16 protein-coding genes are annotated in these 16,996 nt (G+C 53.4%); 3 read left to right on the forward strand and 13 right to left on the reverse strand.

Annotated features, from left to right (window positions below; all coding sequences use genetic code 11):
- Nucleotides 1-168: 168 nt before the first annotated feature.
- From ACHZCX_RS18580 to ACHZCX_RS18640, 13 genes are all read right to left on the reverse strand, one after another.
- On the reverse strand, nucleotides 169-1,419 hold the full coding sequence (locus tag ACHZCX_RS18580) for a flagellar hook protein FlgE (RefSeq protein ID WP_319588685.1): 1,251 nt from the start codon (nucleotides 1,417-1,419) through the stop codon (nucleotides 169-171).
- Nucleotides 1,420-1,651: 232 nt separating this feature from the next.
- Nucleotides 1,652-2,344, reverse strand: coding sequence for a flagellar hook capping FlgD N-terminal domain-containing protein (locus ACHZCX_RS18585; protein ID WP_319588686.1), 693 nt, complete (start codon nucleotides 2,342-2,344; stop codon nucleotides 1,652-1,654).
- A gap of 15 nt (nucleotides 2,345-2,359) precedes the next feature.
- The gene (locus ACHZCX_RS18590) at nucleotides 2,360-4,018 is read right to left on the reverse strand and encodes a flagellar hook-length control protein FliK (RefSeq protein WP_319588687.1); all 1,659 of its coding nucleotides are present in this window, start codon (nucleotides 4,016-4,018) and stop codon (nucleotides 2,360-2,362) included.
- Nucleotides 4,019-4,023: 5 nt separating this feature from the next.
- Nucleotides 4,024-4,539 (reverse strand): magnesium transporter MgtE N-terminal domain-containing protein, encoded by a 516-nt coding sequence (locus ACHZCX_RS18595; RefSeq protein WP_319588688.1) that lies wholly within the window; start codon nucleotides 4,537-4,539, stop codon nucleotides 4,024-4,026.
- 60 nt (nucleotides 4,540-4,599) lie between these two features.
- Nucleotides 4,600-5,040, reverse strand: coding sequence for a flagellar export protein FliJ (fliJ, locus tag ACHZCX_RS18600; protein WP_319588689.1), 441 nt, complete (start codon nucleotides 5,038-5,040; stop codon nucleotides 4,600-4,602).
- The gene (locus ACHZCX_RS18605; RefSeq protein ID WP_319588690.1) at nucleotides 5,040-6,422 is read right to left on the reverse strand and encodes a FliI/YscN family ATPase; all 1,383 of its coding nucleotides are present in this window, start codon (nucleotides 6,420-6,422) and stop codon (nucleotides 5,040-5,042) included. Before ACHZCX_RS18605 ends, fliJ begins: the two co-directional genes overlap by 1 nt.
- 121 nt (nucleotides 6,423-6,543) lie before the next feature.
- Complete coding sequence (locus ACHZCX_RS18610) at nucleotides 6,544-7,329, reverse strand: FliH/SctL family protein (protein ID WP_319588691.1); 786 nt, start codon at nucleotides 7,327-7,329, stop codon at nucleotides 6,544-6,546.
- Nucleotides 7,316-8,326, reverse strand: coding sequence for a flagellar motor switch protein FliG (gene fliG / locus ACHZCX_RS18615; protein WP_319588692.1), 1,011 nt, complete (start codon nucleotides 8,324-8,326; stop codon nucleotides 7,316-7,318). The genes ACHZCX_RS18610 and fliG overlap by 14 nt, the downstream gene beginning before the upstream one ends.
- A gap of 63 nt (nucleotides 8,327-8,389) precedes the next feature.
- Nucleotides 8,390-10,030 carry a flagellar basal-body MS-ring/collar protein FliF gene (fliF, locus tag ACHZCX_RS18620; protein ID WP_319588693.1) on the reverse strand — a complete coding sequence of 547 codons (1,641 nt, stop codon included), beginning with the start codon at nucleotides 10,028-10,030 and terminating at the stop codon, nucleotides 8,390-8,392.
- Nucleotides 10,031-10,094: 64 nt separating this feature from the next.
- Nucleotides 10,095-10,388, reverse strand: a complete 294-nt coding sequence (gene fliE / locus ACHZCX_RS18625; protein ID WP_319588694.1) for a flagellar hook-basal body complex protein FliE — start codon at nucleotides 10,386-10,388, stop codon at nucleotides 10,095-10,097.
- 3 nt (nucleotides 10,389-10,391) lie between these two features.
- On the reverse strand, nucleotides 10,392-10,829 hold the full coding sequence (gene flgC, locus ACHZCX_RS18630) for a flagellar basal body rod protein FlgC (RefSeq protein WP_319588695.1): 438 nt from the start codon (nucleotides 10,827-10,829) through the stop codon (nucleotides 10,392-10,394).
- 40 nt (nucleotides 10,830-10,869) lie between these two features.
- Complete coding sequence (gene flgB / locus ACHZCX_RS18635) at nucleotides 10,870-11,283, reverse strand: flagellar basal body rod protein FlgB (protein WP_319588696.1); 414 nt, start codon at nucleotides 11,281-11,283, stop codon at nucleotides 10,870-10,872.
- A 50-nt stretch (nucleotides 11,284-11,333) separates the two neighbouring features.
- Nucleotides 11,334-13,763, reverse strand: coding sequence for a hypothetical protein (locus ACHZCX_RS18640; protein ID WP_319588697.1), 2,430 nt, complete (start codon nucleotides 13,761-13,763; stop codon nucleotides 11,334-11,336).
- A 325-nt stretch (nucleotides 13,764-14,088) separates the two neighbouring features.
- On the opposite strand from ACHZCX_RS18640, the gene ACHZCX_RS18645 reads away from it, so the two are divergent.
- From ACHZCX_RS18645 to ACHZCX_RS18655, 3 genes are all read left to right on the forward strand, one after another.
- Nucleotides 14,089-15,873, forward strand: a complete 1,785-nt coding sequence (locus tag ACHZCX_RS18645) for an Hpt domain-containing protein (RefSeq protein ID WP_319588698.1) — start codon at nucleotides 14,089-14,091, stop codon at nucleotides 15,871-15,873.
- Between the two features lie 169 nt (nucleotides 15,874-16,042).
- Nucleotides 16,043-16,414, forward strand: a complete 372-nt coding sequence (locus tag ACHZCX_RS18650; protein WP_319588699.1) for a response regulator — start codon at nucleotides 16,043-16,045, stop codon at nucleotides 16,412-16,414.
- Between the two features lie 86 nt (nucleotides 16,415-16,500).
- Complete coding sequence (locus ACHZCX_RS18655) at nucleotides 16,501-16,968, forward strand: chemotaxis protein CheX (RefSeq protein ID WP_319588700.1); 468 nt, start codon at nucleotides 16,501-16,503, stop codon at nucleotides 16,966-16,968.
- Nucleotides 16,969-16,996 lie beyond the last annotated feature (28 nt).

Consider the following 16,996-nt stretch of genomic DNA (forward strand, 5'->3'; position numbering starts at 1 on the left):
CCGAGAAGCCGAATTAATGAGACGAATGCAAGTAAAATGCCAGGAGAAGTGAAGCTGTCGTCGCAGTGGCAATGACGGGAAAGTGGGGGAACGGCGGAGCCGGGCAGAAAAAAACGGCCCCACTGGATGGAGTCCCAGCGGGGCCGTGTGTCGGAAATTTGACTTCGATTAACGTTTGAGGTTAATAAGCTCTCCCAGCATCTCATCCACAGTGGTGATGATTTTTGAATTGGCTTGAAAGCCGCGTTGTGTGGTGATCATTTTGACAAATTCCTGACCCATGTCAACGTTGGACTGCTCCAGGGAGTTGGTAAAGAGCTTGCCCAACTCCGGTCCCGGCAAACCAACCCGGATAGTACCGACTTCAGACGGGGCGATGTAGCGGTTGGAACCCGCCAGTTTCAGGCCGCCTGGATTCTGAAACTTGGCCAGCACCAACTGGGAAATGTTGATTTGACGACCGTTGGAATAGGAGGCCACCACCACGCCATCGCCATTGATGGCCACGTTGGTGAGTTCGCCGGCCGCGTAGCCGTTTTGCTGCTGCCCGATAACAATGGAATCGCTGTCGAATTGGGTACAGTTGAAGGAGACGTCGATGGTTGAGGCGTCGGCGCCGTTGGCCCAGGCCGGAAGAGTGAGGGTTTCTGTAAGCACGGGCGCGTTGCCATTCACATCGAAATCTAACTGGGCTGCAAAAGTGTCGAGGGGCAAGGCGTTGTCGTTATCAATGGTATAAGCCATGTTCCAGGTGTTGAGGTTATCATTTTCCAACTGCCAGTACACCGAGAGCAAATGGGGTTCACCCAGAGAGTCGAAGATCTGGGACGACGCAGTATAATTATATGTTGCTCTCGTTGCTGGATCGATGGGAATCGCGCCTATTGGCGTGGAGTTTTCATCCAGGTTGGTATTGAAGGTCAGTTCGGAAGTGGCGTTGGCGGGAATGAGGCCGACATTGGCCACCTGGATATTGGTCGGGTCTGAAGGCAGGAGTTCGTTATTGTTGATGGGGTCGAACACCTTGCCTTGCACCATCAGCCCTTCTGGGTTGACCAGATAGCCTTCGTCGTTGAAACGGAAGGCGCCTGCCCGGCTGTAAAAGGCGGTGTCGTTTCCCGTCTCTTTAAGGATGAAAAACCCTGCGCCCTCGATAGCGACATCGGTGTCCGAGGAGGTGGTTTCAAAGGTGCCCTGGCTATAAATGGCGTCGACAGTGGAGAGGCCCACGCCGCGGCCGACCTGGGACATGCCGCCGGAACCGAAAACGCTGCTGGAGAGGAGATCGGAAAAGACGCTGCGTGAACCCTTGAAACCCAGGGTGTTGGTGTTGGCCAGGTTATTGCCGATGACGCTCATGGCCTGGGAATTGGTGTTGAGTCCGCTGACTCCGCTGAACATTGCACTTTGAATGCCCATAACAACCTCCTGCGTGGTTGGTGAAAATTGGATAATTGATGGTGATGAGCTGGTGGAGAGTGAGACGTCTTAAGCTTGCTGCTTGCATCGCAGTCTCTCCTCAATTATCCCCGCGCCGTCCGTTGCCCAGAGATGTTTTTCCTCTCGTCCTGTTGACTGCCATTCCTTCGGCGGTGATAAGGGAAAAGGGGGTTGTGCTGTAGTGGGAACGGCAGAGAAGCCGCTTCCTCGTTTATCCGGAGTTGCCGGTGGTCGCGCTTTGGTCGCTGTTGTAGGCGCCGTGGATGGAAGATATTTTGTATTCTCCCAGTGCGGTGACTATTTGTGCTTCTGTACCGCTCAGGTCGATGCCGGTGACCTTGGAACGCACCAGGGGAGCGACCGTGGCGCTTTTTCCGTCGGCGCTTTTGGCATCGATGGTGATTGAATATTTCCCCGAAGCAAGAGTGTTGCCACTGCTGTCCTTCCCGTCCCAGGCAAGGTAATGGTCGCCCGCCGAAAGATCCTTTGCGGTAAGAGTTGCCACGGTTTTGCCGGAGCTGTTTTTAATCTGCAAATTGGCGCTGGTGACCGTACCGTCGATTTTGTAGCCTATCTCTACGGGCTGAGCCCCGAGTGTGAATTCGCTTTCTTCAACTACCACATCCTGGCCGATCAGGCTCAAGGCGGAAAGCCGTTCGGAGCTGTTTTGGGCCGATGCTAATTTGTCCATCGAATCATTGAGGTTAAACAATTGTTCCAATTGGCTGTACTGGGCCAACTGAGCGGTAAACTCAGTGGCGTCGGTTGGGTTAAGCGGATCCTGGTTCTGTAATTGTGCAACCAGCAGGGTGAGAAACTGATCTTGCCCCAGGGCGCTGGCTTTTGAAGTCGTTTTTGACGCGGTGGTCGTCGAGGTGTTGGTTATTCCGGGAATAGTCGTCATGGATTCCTCCTGGTGTCAGGCATGAACACTGAGGGTGTTGGCGATGGAGTGATCTTCGCCGGTGCTTTCATCGGCTTCCAGGGTAAAGACCGGTTGGTCGGAAGAGGTGCGGTGCAGGGAAGGACTTGGTTGTCGCCAAGCGTCGCTTTCCTTGAATCGTTCACCACCGGTGTTGTCTTGGGCGGCAAGCGTGACTTCCACCTGCTGCAGATGCAACCCCTGCTGTGCCAAGGCTTCACGCAACCGGGGCAGGTGGCGGTCAATCATCTCCTGGGCCTGGGGATTTTGGGCAATAATATGGGCTTTGATGTTGTCCTGCTCCACCTTGATTTCCATCCGCAATTCCCCGAGTTCCTGCGGGTAGAGCTTGAGATTGACGGTGCCGGTTTCCAGGCGCTTGTTCATAGAGAAATGGGTGATCATTTGATCGACCACCACCCCTTCAGGAACTGTCGATCCGGAAGGCAGACGGAACGTTGACGATTCAACGGTTGTACTACTGGTGGTGATTTGGCCGCTGCTTCGCTCATGGGCAAATATGAGCGGTTGGTTTTCCGGGACAAGGTTTGGTTGTCCTTTCTGGATTATTGATTGTTCGCCGGTCACCAGGCCTTTTTTGGCTAGTTCTTTTGGAGCAGTCGCTTCCTGTTGCTTGGATTGTGTCGAGGGGTCTTGTGGCTGATCGTCACCTTCTTTTGTGGTCTCCGGAGACGCATCGTTGGGAAGATGGGAATGGATGTAGTTGTTGTTGACATCCATTCGCTGACCTTCGGTACCTGGCGAGACTGTCTTGCCGGAACTACTGGCGATAGCCGTTTCTTCTGCGGTCTCTCCTGCCTGATGGATGGTAAGAATCTGGCCGTATTTGTTCTGTACGATCAAGGGGCCGTTTTGTTGCGCGCCATCCTCTTGTGCTGCAGCCTCTGTCGATTTTGTCGGCGATGTTGAAGCACCGGCGCTTTGCTGGGCAGCCAGATCAGGAGCTTGGGCTGTGCCGGCGGTGAACGAAACGGTTATTTGCGGTTGGGGCGTGCTAGCACCGGCTTGGCGAGAGGAGTTGGCGTCCGAGGTCACGGCGGAAACCTGCGTGTCAGGCCGGGCCGCAGGGGGAGCTGTTGCCAACTTTTGCTCCTCTGCGATGATGTCGAAAGGTTGCGATAGCTGGGCCGCTGTTTCCTGTTGGGTTGATTCAGCAACGGATTCGTCCTGCGTGCTCCCGGATGCCTTGGTCGTTGTCAGGGGCTCAGGTGTCATCGGTTTAGTCAGGGACTCCAACAATTTGTCCACAGCAGATTTGTTGCTCTGAACCAATGAGAGAGACGAATCCGATCCTCCCTTCAACTCGTTCACGCCCTCGTCGGATTTTTGACTGGTGGCGAATTGCTGTAGTGCAGCTCCGGCAGACCCGTTCGGTGTTGCTTCCAGAGATGCCTCCTCTCCGGTTTCTTCGGACGAATCGGCCTCTTTAGGGACGGAGGAGAGCTTGTCGGTGGTGGGTGAACTGCCGGACTGTTTGTCTGCGGTTTTGGAAGGCCGCTCGGCTGTCGTCTGCTTCTCGGTTGCTGTCTTCAGGTTCGAGGCGAAATGGCCTTTTTGCCCCGTATTGGCAGATGATGCGGCAACCGGGGGGGCGGCGGGCATCACATCGACGGGAACGCTGGAAAGTGCTTGCATGGGTATTATCGGGTATCCAGGGTTGAAAAGGCGGTTGTCAGTTTGGCTGCCTTTTCCCGTTCCATATTATTCAGGATTTTGGCGGCGGATTTGGTTTTCATTTTTGCCAGAATGGAGATTGCCAGTTGCTGTTCGACCGATCCCATAACTATGGCTGCCTTTTCCGCAGTCATTTTCTCGTACACTTTGGCGAGTTCCACTATTCGTTTCTGCTCTTCCGCACCCTTTTGTTCGAGGAGTTTTTCAATCCGAACCCGGAGCTGGTTGAGCTGTTCAATTTTCTTATCGACTTCACCCTCAATTCTCTTTAGTTCCTTTTTCTTGTTCTCCAGATCCTCACGCTCGCGGGCAAAAGGAGCACTCCCATCCTGCAAGGATTCCATGATCCGCCGCTCTTCGACGGAGCCATATTGCTGTTCTTGTAAAGCCTTGGGCGGATTTTTTGCCTCCTGTTCTTCGGCCAGAGTTATGGTCAGTAAGAACAGGGTGAGAACGCAGGGGATGAGGAAAGATATTTTCATGACGCGCCTTCTGGGCTGTGGTCGATAGACGGTTGAACAATAGGTCGTTGGAGAATGGGCCTATCGATGTTTTCGCTCATGGGAGAGGACGGCGATTTCATCGAGCATGCCGAGCTCTTTTTTTTCCAGATATTTCGCATAGGCTGCATTTTGTTGTTCTTGCAGTTTTTCCATAATTTTTCTGCCCTTGCTCGCCTTGACCAGTTGCTGTCTTTTATTGGCCACCTGCACCTGTTGTTTTTCCAGGTCGTTCCGGCGCAGTTCGACCTGTTGTTTGACCAACTCGATCCGATTATCAAAAAGAAGCAGCCGGTCGACGGTGGTTCCTTGATTTTTGTCTTGCTGGAGGCCGCTATACAGCTCGGTCAGTTCCGCCTCTACTTGCAACAACGCCTCCTGGAGACGGGCCTCGACCTCCAAGGCCTGATGCAGACTTTGCAAGGCTACATCTTCGAGTTGGTGGCGGTACTTGAGCACCGCATGCATGGTAAAAGGTTTCATTAGGTTCCGTCTTCGGCCAGATCGGTTTTCCGTCGATCGTAGCCCTTACGGCCCAATCTTCTTCTGTCGGACACTTCCCGATCACTGACCAAATCACCCATGGCGGCGATGGTTTCCTCGAGGCTGGAGGATTCGTCGAACTCCTGGGTGAGAAAGGTGTTGATGGCATCTATACGGGAGATGGCATAGTCGATCTTCTTGTTGCCACCGGCCGCGTAGGCGCCAATGTTGATCAAATCTTCAGATTCCCGGTACACGGCCATGACGCTGCGGGCCTTGCCAGCCAGCTCACGGTGCCTGGCCGTGGTGATGTCTCGCATGACCCGGCTGGTGGACATCATCACATCGATGGCCGGATAATGATTTTTAGCGGCGATGCTCCGCGAGAGCACGATATGGCCGTCCAGGATGGAGCGCACCGAATCCGCCACCGGTTCGGTGAGATCGTCGCCGTCGACCAGCACGGTGTAGAGGCCGGTGATCGAGCCCTGATTCTGAAAATTGCCAGCCCGCTCCAGCAACTTAGGCAGGGTTGCGAAAACGCTGGGAGTGTATCCCTTGGTCGTGGGCGGCTCACCGATGGAGAGTCCTATTTCGCGCATGGCCATGGCGAACCGGGTGATCGAATCCATCATCAGCAGCACATTTTTGCCCTGCTGCGAAAAATATTCGGCAATGGCGGTGGCGGCAAAGGCCCCCCGCGTGCGGAGGAGCGGTGATTGATCCGAAGTGACCGCAATGATCACTGAATGGGCCAGGCCTTCCTTGCCCAGGTCGCGCTCGATGAACTCCTTGACCTCACGACCGCGCTCGCCGATCAGGGCGATCACGTTGATATCTGCCTTGGCGTATTTAGCCATCATGCCAAGCAGGACACTTTTTCCCACGCCCGAACCGGCCATGATACCCATCCGCTGGCCAATGCCGCAGGTCAGCAGACCGTTGATCGCGCGGATGCCGAGGTCAAGCGGCAGGGTGATGGCTTCGCGCTGCATCGGGCCAGGCGGCAGGGAGTAAAGGGCTTTTTCGTGGGAGAGGCAGAGCGGTGGCCCCTGGTCAAGCGGTTGGCCCATGCCATCGAGCACTCGACCGAGGAGCGCATTGCCGACACTGATGGTGGCTTGTTCCTTTTTGACTCGAATAAGACTGCCGGGACCGAGGCCACGCAGTTCTCCCAAGGGCATCAACAGGGCCCTGTTGTTGCTGTAGCCGACAATTTCAGCAGGGATGGATTCTCCGCCATGGAGAGGGGATATTTCGCAGAGCGAACCGATGGAGGAACGGGCACAGGAGCCCTCAACAACCAGGCCGACAATGCGATGGACCTTGCCGTAGACCCGGATGGGGGAAAAAGAGTGCATCGGTTCGGAAACGTTGAACATATCTTTTGTCTCGGTGGGTCAGGATCGCATGATGTCTGTCGAACCAGGTGCCGCACGTCCAGACGTTACTTGCCGGCACGAGTGGTTGAGGTGCGAAGAATTGCCGAAATCCGGCAATGACTCATGCCTCCGGGTTGGTTTCTTCAGCCGGTTGATCAACCGGCACTGCCGCATCGATTTCTGGAACCGGCAAAAAGATGGGTTGGTCCGCCAAGAATTCTTTCATGCTTGCCAACTGCGTCTCAATAGTGGCGTCCACCCTGCAGAGCGACGATTCGAGCAGGCATCCGCCCCTGATCATGCTGTTGTCGGTCTTAAAAACGATACGCTCCAAACCACGGATATCGGCAATGATTTCCGGAACCTTGGCCTCGGCAAAGGCGAGATCTTCAGGGTGGAGGGTGACATAATATTCTTCACTTTCAATGGCCTGTTCCAGGGCCGATTGCAAGGTGGCCGCGATGATGTTGCGGGGTGTGGCGAGTTCCTGGCCAAGAATTTTTTCACTGAGGAGAATGATCAGGTTGATAAGGTCGCCGCGGCTGTGCTGGAGCATCTTCTTGCGCTGGCTGTCGATTTTTTGACACCCATCGGCAAAGGCGGCAAGGGTCTGTTGAAACTCCATCTGAAACTGGGCGGCCAAATCGGCTTTCCCCTGGTTGTAGGCCTCCTGTTTGAGGGTTTCAATGTCAACCAGCGTTTCCGGTTCCCCTTTGGCTTCGTCCTGCGTGAGCGGGACATCATCAGGTTCTATCAACGGCGCTTGGAGTGCGGTATCAGGTAATGATTGCGGCGGGGTGGCTACGGGGTGAAACTTTGATTCCTTTCGTACCGGTAGAATATTGCGGCGGACAAGTGGTGTCGGGGTAAAGTGCAGGTCCTTCTTGAATACCTTAGACGAACTCATCGCTGCCACCCTTGCCTAGCACCAGCTTTCCCTCTTCCTCAAGTTTCATCGCTATCTTGACGATGGTCTGCTGCATGACTTCGACCTCGGAGAGACGAACCGGTCCCATGGCCTCAAGGTCATCCATGATCATGTCTGCGGCCCGGGACGACATGTTAGCGAAAATTTTTGCCTTGATCTCCTCGGAGGCGGTTTTCAGGGCCAAGGTTAGGGAGTCGTTGTTCACCTCGCGCAGGATCATCTGAATGGACCGGCCATCCAAGGCGCAGAGGTCTTCGAAGGTGAACATCATCTTACGAATGTTTTCGACCATTTCCGGATCAACTTCCTCAAGGCTCTCTAAAATTTCCGAATCGAGGTTATCGTGCATACTGTCGAGGATTTCGACGACTTTTTTCAAGCCCCCGACCTGTCGTTGTTCCTGGGCACCGACCACAATGCCGATTTCCTTGCTCAGCGCCTCCTCGATACGGTCGATGACCGCCGGAGAAACCTTGTCCAGGGTGGCGATGCGATGGATGACGTCTGCTCGTTTTTCCTCGGGCAGTTTGGCAATGATCGCACCGGCATGTTCGGTGGCCTGGGTTGAAAGAACCAGCGCCAGGGTCTGCGGATGTTCGCGTTCGAGTAACCCAGCAACCATGGATGGCTGCATCTTGGAAATAGTTTCCAGGGGGCGGGATTCGGTGCCGGTGACAAACTGCCGCATGAGGCTCGATTCCCTATTTTTGTTACCGGCGCCGGCAATCAGTTTTTTGGCGAATTCCTGCCCCTTGACCACCAGCCCCGCCTGACTCTCGGCGGCCAGTTCGAAATCCTCAAGCACCCGCGCCTTGATCTCTTCGGGAATATGTTCGATCTCCGTCATACTCCGGGTGACCTTGAAGATCTCCTCGTCTGTCAATTCACGCAGCAGCTTGGTTGCGGATTCTTCTCCCAGGCAAATGAGAAGGATCGCCGCTTTTTTAAGCCCTGTCAGTTTTACCGCTGCTGCCATGGAGACCGTTGTTCATGCAAAAGGTGAAAGATCGCGAGGACATATCCGTTTAGTGTCTGTGAATTAATTCTGTTCATGAATCCAGCTTTTCAAGACATGGGCGCTGAAAACCGGATCAGTCTCCACCCCCATTTTAACTTTTTCCAGTGGATCCGAGGGCGGGGATTCCATCGCCGTTTTGTAGGCAGACCCACCAACCAGAGACCCGGCTCCACTGCGGCCAGCGGTTTTACCCTGTCTCGCCTGTTCGGCTTCCATCTGTTCCACTGTTTTATTATGTTGGGTGACATCTCTGCTCAAGGTCTTCATAAGCGGTCGAATCATGAACAAGTAGAGGAGCAGGCCGCCAAGAACAAGCAGGCCGTACCGGACGAACGGTATGTACTGATAGAACCGGTTGGCGGCTACGCCCTCGCCGCTCGACTCTTCCGTCGATTCGAGAAAGGGCATGGAGGTCACCTCAATTTTATCGCCACGGGCGGTGTCCAAGCCAAGGGCAGAGGCGACCATGGTTTCCAGGGCCTTGAGTTCCGACGGTTGCCGGGGTTCAGTTTTGGCCGGTTCCTTGTCCTTAGCTGGAATGATCTTATCGGCAACCAGCACTGAAACAGAGAGTTTACTGACTGTGCCGACCGGATTGATTGTTTTCGAAACCACCTTGCTGATCTCATAATTAGTGGTCCGTTGTGAACGGCTGGTAGGCGGGCTGGCACCAGCTGTCTGGCTACTGTTGCCCTCCAGATTTGACTGGACGCCGGGCACGCCGCCGGTGATTTCCGAGCCTGATTTCTCATCGCTGACCTGCTCGCTGCGGATGACCGGCTCTTCCGGATCAAAGGTTTCTTCAGTTTTTTCCGTCTTTGCAAAATCAAGCGTCGCGCTGACCCTGACCATGGCATTTTTGGTCCCCAGCGATTTATCGAGCAAGGCCTGGGCTCGGTCTTCAAGGCGTTTTTCCACCTGCATTTGGAACTCCAGCATGTCAGGGGAAAGATTGCCGGTCAATCCCTTCTCACCAGTCCGGGAGAGGACATTGCCATTCTGGTCGATCACCGTGACTTGGCCAGGATCGAGTCCTTCGATAGAATTGGAAACCAGGTGCACTATGCCTTCGATCTGTGACTCGTTCAGTCGCTTTCCTGGAGCGAGTTTGATGATAACCGAAGCGGTGGCTGGTTTTTGCTGATCCTTGAACAACCTTTTTTCCGGGAGAGCAAGATGGACTCGCGCCGTTTCAACCGGTCCGAGCGAGGCGATGGTCCTGGCCAGTTCCCCTTGGAGGGCTCTGGAGTAGTTGACCTTCTGGACAAAATCAGTCAGGGCGAACGATTGTTTGTCAAAAATCTCAAAACCAACGCCGCCGCCTTGTGGCAAGCCCATGGAGGCAAGGCTCAGGCGGGTTTCGTAGACACTTGTTGCCGGGATCAGAATATTGTGTCCGGCGTTCGTCAGCTGGAAGGGAATTTTTTGCCCTTTGAGCCAATCGACTACGGCAGAGGCGTCCGATTCGGCCAGATTGCCGTACAGCATCTGGTAATCTGCGGTTCTCGCTTGGACGATGATAAAGGCGAACAGGCCAATGGTGATGGCGGTCACAGCGACCAGAGCAATTTTTCGCGACAAAGGCCAAGCGGTAATCGTGGCCATCAGTGCCTGCCATCCGCTTTTCATATTTTGGGGAGTGGCGTCTGTTTGTTCAGCCATGGTGCGTCCCTGCTGCAGTTAATACTCGAGTACGAGTGGTAATTCCCTGAATTGTCATCGATTGTTATACCTGCATCCGCATGACTTCCTGGTAGGCGTCAATGGCCTTGTTGCGGACCTGAATGGTGTATCGTAAGGAAATGTCAGCCTTTTCCATGGCAATCATTGCCTCGTGCAGATTTTTTTCACCACCGGCGTGCAGCTGCTGCATAGCTTGATCGGCATTTTGCTGCTGGCCGTTGGTTTGCGCCACCAGGGATGTGAGGATATCGCCAAATGAGGTCGCCGCCTGGGTAACCTGCGAGGTCGCGGGTTGGGCAGGTGTGAGCAACGGGGCAACGGCTTGAATTGCTTCCATCTGTTATCTCCCGATATCGAGGGCTTTCATGGCCATGCGTTTGGCCGATTTGATGGTGGTGGTATTGGCCTCGTAGGACCGGGTTGCCGACATCATGTCCACCATTTCTTTAAAAGTGCTAATGTTGGGCAATTCCACATAGCCGTCTTCCTTTGCATCCGGGTGTGAGGGGTCATAGATGCGTTGGGGCGGGCTGGTATCCTCGGTAATTTTTGCTACTTTAACCCCTTGCGCCAAGCCTTGGCTCTGGAGAGAGGAATCGAGATGCTGTTTGAAAGGAAGTTTCTCCGTTTGAAACACCACTGATTTTTTTTTGTATGGGCCGCCTTCTGGGGTTGAGGTGGTTTCGGCATTCGCCAGGTTGGAACTGATCGTGTTTAACCTGGTTGTCTGGGCTTTGAGACCAGAGGCGGCGATGTCAAAGGTGGTAAAGATATTCATAAGAAACTCCTGGTCTGAGGTGTGTTATTCTTTAAGCAAATTATGCGCCACCATTGACGGCATATTTGATCTGGGATAATTTTTTATTGAGCATGGTCACCGCTGTCTCATAGAGGATTTCGTTTTCCGAGAGCTTGAGCATCTCCTGGTCCATGCTGACGGTGTTCTGGTCACCAAGGCCGGCGGTGTCTTTCTTGGCGGAGACGGTGCCGCTGACCTGTTCGAGGCCGGCAGGTGCCAAGGGGAAATGGTTGGACTGGGTGGCCACCGGGCGTAAACCGTTTTCCGAGAAGGCGCTTTTCAACTGCTCCTCGAAGCTGAAGGTTTGTGCCGCATAACCCGGCGTTTCGGCATTGGCGATGTTGGAGCCTATAACCTCTTGATTTTTTGTGCGAAGGTCGAGCACCTTCTGGAGAAGTTTCATGGTAGTGTCAAATTGCTGAATGCCTGGCATCGTCTTTCTCCAATGGTAGTTCTTGACTTTGATAACAATAAGGGCTCCGGTCACCTTTTCTCTATCTCGAGAATTGCCGCTTCCTCCCGGGCAAGTTTGGCCCACAAGGGGTCTTTGCCTTTTTCGGCTAATTCCTTGAAAAGAATAAGTGCCTGCTGTTTGTTGTCTTTTTTTAACGCGATTTGAGCCAGCCGGTATTGGGCCTGCTCGCTGCCCTCTTTCTGTGCCTTGATCCGTTGGAATATTGTGAGGGCCTGCTCGTCCTTGCCGGTCTGGAAATAGGATTCGGCGAGAGGAAGCAGCATGGAATTCTGCAGCAGCGCCTCCTGCAAGTCTGTTTGAGCCAGGGTGTCGATGACCTTTTGCCACTCTTTATTCTCAAAAAAAATTCGTCCCTTGAGGATTTCCAGTTCCCGATTTCGGGGGCTGGACTCGGAGGTCAGCAGTTTAAGAGCTTTTTCAAGCTGGCCGCTGGCATACAGTGCCTGGATCTTGAGCGCAAAGATGGCTGGGAAGTCGCTCCCCTTGGGATAGCGAAGCTGATAGCGGTCGGCATATTCCTCGACCTGAAGTAAGTGGCCTGAGGTGAAAAGTGCCTGGATGAGCGGCAGGTAAATTTTTTCTTTGTTGGCTTCTTCGGTTACCTCGAAAATGTATTGGTACGTCTGTGCAGTCTGATCGGCCAAGCCGAGCTTGCTGTAGGCCTGGGCAAGGTCATACAACACGCCGACCTCGATCCAGCCGCGGGCAAAAAACATTTTGTTTTGTTTGGCTAGCACCAACGCCTTGACATACTCTTTGTTTTTGACCATCTGCCTGATGACACCAGGAAGTTGCTGGATTAAAAGGGCCATGGCCTCGGTGCGCAAATTCCCGGACTGAAAACCGCGAAGCAGTTCCATGGACTGGTTGACGCTTGCCTCACCTGCACCTGCCAGCGCATTCACCAAGGCCTGCTTGAGAGCAGCTTCTTCGCGCAGTGAGATTGATTCGGCCTCCACCGCATATTTTCCATACATCGATTCCGCTTCAGGCGCGGCCGTTTTGTTGGCCACATAGTCCAGATCAGTCAGTTTGATTAAGGCTCGGGTTCCGCCTTTGGTTCCAGCAAAGGCATTCTGGATCTGCTGCAGATCGATTCTCGCTTTTTTTTCGGTAGTCGGCATGCGGAGATGACACATGGCCAATCGGAAAAGAACGAGATCCAGACCCGGTCGATTGTTGTTGAGTAAGTCACCGAGCTGTTGATACCGTTTGGCGGCTTCGGGATATCGTTTGGCGGCATAAAGGGCATCCGCAAAACGGGCGAGCGACATCGGGTCGGAATCGATAAGGGCTGGTTGGCTGGCCAGATCCAGATAATCTGTCAAGGCTTTGGCTTTTTGGTTTTTAGCGGAAAGCAGATCGGCTTGACGCAATAGGCGGGTCAGCTTGAGCGATTCGTTGTTGCTGACAGCTGGGCTGGCTAAAATTTTCACCCCTTCATCTGGGAGGCCTGCCATCAGAGCCAATTCGGCCAGTAATAGATCGAAGGATCCAATAAATGGGGTCTCTTCAATTTTTTTCAATAAGCTGTGAAGTTCATAGTAGGCATTGGTATAATCGCCCCGGTCAGCCTGCTGATAGATCAGGAGAAAACGGGCTAAATCGGCCATCAGTGAATCAGGATACTGCAACATGATTCGCTGCAAGAGGAAATAGGGATATTTATATTCCCCGGCTCTGATCAGGGCCTCGGCATAGGTCAAGACAAGCCGCTCCTTAAGTTGTTCATCCGGTTGTTTGTTCACTTGTTCGCGGAGGAGTTGGCACACCTGGAGCCATTTGCCGTCCTTGATCTGCGCCTGGATTTCTTCGGACAGCCATTTTTCAACAGCCGTCTGCGGCGGTAGAGAGGCGGCCAGCGGGAAGGGAGGCAGGTGCAGTTTGGGAGGAGGAAAGATCTCGAGGGGGGATTCGTAGTGCGTAAAAAATAAACGCCAATTTTGAGCAAAAGGAGAGAGCTTGACAGGGCTCAAAGAATCGGATCGGGCCTCTTTCACCACCTTGACCCCCTGGAGTTTGGAGGAAAGATCAGGTGAGGAGACTGACAGCTGGTTGCCCAGAAGGATGTCGAGGATGAGGACCCCAGTGTTCTTGTTGCTCTCGGTGGATACCTTTTGCGGGGGATAACGGAAATAAAAAGTGAGGGTTGTGGTGTTGTTTTCGACCTGACTGACCATCTTGATCATTTTGCCGTCGGTTGCTGGGGGCACCAGTGACTCGCTTAGGGTGGTGTCTGAAAATTTAAGGTCGATCCTCCGGCCGTTGGTTAAAAGATTGAAGCCTGGTAGTTGGTCAAAATGGAGGGAAAGCTGTAAGCGAGCCGATTCATCACTGCGGTTCACGGCTTTGAGAACTGCGGCCGCCAGCGCGTTTGTCACGGAAAACAGATTGACAGTGAGCAACAGCAGGGTGATGATGAAGAAATGATGGGTCATATTTTTTCTAAATAACAGTGAGAGCTCTCCTGAATCCATGTCGCCTAGACGGGTCCTTGCAACCCTTTAAAGCAATAAGTATTCCATACTGCCGGCTCGGCGATGCAATTCAAAGGCACTGGTTTCCAGCGATACCTGTCCGTGGTCGGATAGGTCGTCTGCGGCATTTGTAAGGTTTACAATGTGCTGTGTCGTTATTTTGGCACAGGCGAAGCTTTGCGTTCCATGTATTGTAATAGTTGCCCAGTCAGAAGGGATGCTGATCCGTTGCCACCAATAGTTGGCGGTATTGGAGACTGGCTGCAAAAGGAGAAGTGGAGGAACAGTGGCATCTGAACAAAATCAACAACTCTTAGAGACATTTGTCCATGAAACCATGGAGATGGTTCGTCAAGTTCGGCCATTTGTCCGCGCTCTGGTCGAACAACCGGATAGGGAGGATGTTCTACCCAAGGTAACAAGTTCGTGTTTCCGTCTGTTTCATTCCGTGAAGGGGACCGGATCTTTTCTTGGTCTCAATCACCTGACCACCCCGGCGGAGGCCATGGAATACCTGCTTGACCGGGTTAGATCCGGTATTCTTCTGCTTACTCCACGCCACATTGCTTTGCTGGCGGAGGCCTGTACCTTTATGGAGCAGGGGCTGGCTCTTGTTCTTAGGGAGAAAAGTGACGGCCGTTTAGCCAATTCGGCCGGTGCCTTAGCCTCGGCGATTCTCCTTTCTGCCTCCACTGGAAATGAACCCGGATGGGACGAAGGAGCGGTTGGGTCGTTGCCTTCCGAAATGCGCGAGTCCTTTTTGTGGGAAATCGAGAATCTGCTGGCCACCGTTGAGCAGGAATGCGTTCTCTGGGATTTCATCGCGGTCGATCTTGAACGGATGGCTGACTTGTGCCGGTTGCTGCACAGGTTGAAGCAGAGTTTTGCACTGTATGATTTCAGTGAACCGGAGCGGATCTGTATGGCCTTGGAATCGACTCTGAATCGCTATGTGCAGGGTGAGTTTTTCCAAACCGAATATCCCGAGAGGGTTTTTCTCCGCTGTATCGACGCATTGCGTACGGCAATCGCACGGTTTTCGGCAGTTGATGAATTTGTCGTACCCGATATGGAGCATCACTTGGCGGCTCTTCAGGGGCTGATGCGTCAACCCATAGGGGAATTGTTGATAGAAGCCGGACTGGTGGATTCGGGGATAGTCAACCATGCTCTGGAGGTGCAGCGCTCTACCCGTGAGGAACAACCGCGCCGCCTGGGCGAGGTGCTGGTGGCAATGGGCGAGGTCACCCCGGAACAGGTGCAGCACGTCCTTCAGGAGCAGCACAGCAAACGGTTGCGAACAGCGGAGGCGGAAACTGCCCTGGGCGGCAACGGTTCGGATTTTCCTCAGCGTTCACTGACCACCTCCGCCACTCATGAGGTGTGCATCGATGGCCGCAGAATCGAGCGGATGGGTGTTGTGCTGGAGCAACTGATGGCAATGCGTCTTCCAGGAGACCACACCGCACTGCTTGGTGAGTTACAGTCACTTGTCCAATCGTGCCGTCGTGACGCCCTTTCCTCATTGGTCAACCGTTTACAGAGGGTGGTGCATGATCTGGCTGTTCACGGCAACAAACGCATTCATTTTTCCATTGAGGGAATAGATGTGCTTCAGGAGATGGGAGAGGCAACCTTGTTTGCCGATACCCTCCTTCACCTCCTCCGCAATGGCGTTGAACATGCTTTGGAAAGTGTGGAGGAAAGGTTGCGGGCGGGGAAGAAGAAAACCGGCAAGCTTCATCTCTTAGCCTTGCGTCAAGGAGATGAGATTTTAGTGAGCATCGAAGATGATGGCCGAGGTTTTGATTTTGAAAAGGTGGCGGCCCTGATCGTCAAACGTGGATTAATTGAGGCGGAGAGCGTCGGCCAGATGACCAGCCGCGACCGCCTTCGTCTCCTGTTCACCAGTGCCCCGGTTACGTCTAACAGTGGACAGGAGGGAGGGGATCCTAGTCCGGGATTGGTGGTTGTTAACAGAGCCCTCCACGGAATGCAGGGGAAAATCGATGTGGTTTCCCGGTCGGGCAAGGGAAGTTGTGTCACCTTGCGTGTGCCTCGGAGGCGTTGAGGTTCTTGGGAAAAAGCTCCACCCGGAGGAAGAAACCTTGATTTCCCCATTTTCCTCCTGATAGAATAGCCAATATGAAAAATTCCCTGCTGCGGTAATTGTTGATCAAAGCAGAGGGTTCCCCATTATTGACGGATGTCGTGTCCTAAACGAAAAAGAGGAGAGAACAATGGCAAAAAATGTACTGCTTGTTGATGATTCCAGCACCATGCGCAAGATCATCAGCCGGTCGTTGCGTCAGGCCGGACTTGATTTTGGTGAGATTTACGAGGCAGGAGACGGTCAAGAAGCACTCGCCATGCTTGAAAAAGAAGCTATTGACATCGTGCTCAGCGATATCAATATGCCGAACATGAACGGCATCGAGTTCCTCCGGGAAAAAGCCAATCGTCCGGGAATGAAAGATATTCCGGTGTTCATGATTTCGACCGAAACCGGAGATGACATCATCGGCGAAGCCAAGAGTTTGGGGGCTGTCGGTGCGTTGAAAAAGCCCTTTACCCCAGACAAGGTCAATGAAGTGCTCGGCCCGCTCATGTAAAGCACCTAGCGGGGCGCGGCTATAACTCATATTCTTTTTCCGGATGACCATGCCTGGTCGCCGGATGATTCTGGAGGGGGGGCAGTGTGAACAGTTTTGCCGAAATTAATGATAAGATCATCGAGTCGACGATAGAGATATTTACCGGCATGGTGATGATGGAGATCTCGGTGGCCGGCGAACCGCTGGAAACAATGGGGCCCCTCAAACAATCGATTACAGGGATGGTCGGTCTCGCCGGTACCCATAAAGGCGTTCTTGCGGTGCATTTTCCCAAGCAGGTGGCCCTGGACGTCACTAGTAGTTTTCTCGGGATGGAGGTCACTGAGATCAATGACGATGTTCAGGACGCCATTGGCGAAATTGCCAACATGCTCGGCGGCAACCTGAAAACAATACTTTCCGATCGAGGAAAGGATATTCATCTCTCTCTGCCGTCGACTATTTTCGGGGATGAATACGCCTTTAGCTCACAGGCCGATGTCGATCAGATTATTCTCCCTTTCCAGGCGCCTGCCGGTATGTTTTACGTGGAGCTTGAACTGGAACACTGATGTTGCAGTTTCATTAAAGTAATACAAG

The sequence above is a fragment of the uncultured Desulfobulbus sp. genome (genome assembly GCF_963662935.2).
Classification (GTDB): Bacteria; Desulfobacterota; Desulfobulbia; order Desulfobulbales; family Desulfobulbaceae; genus Desulfobulbus.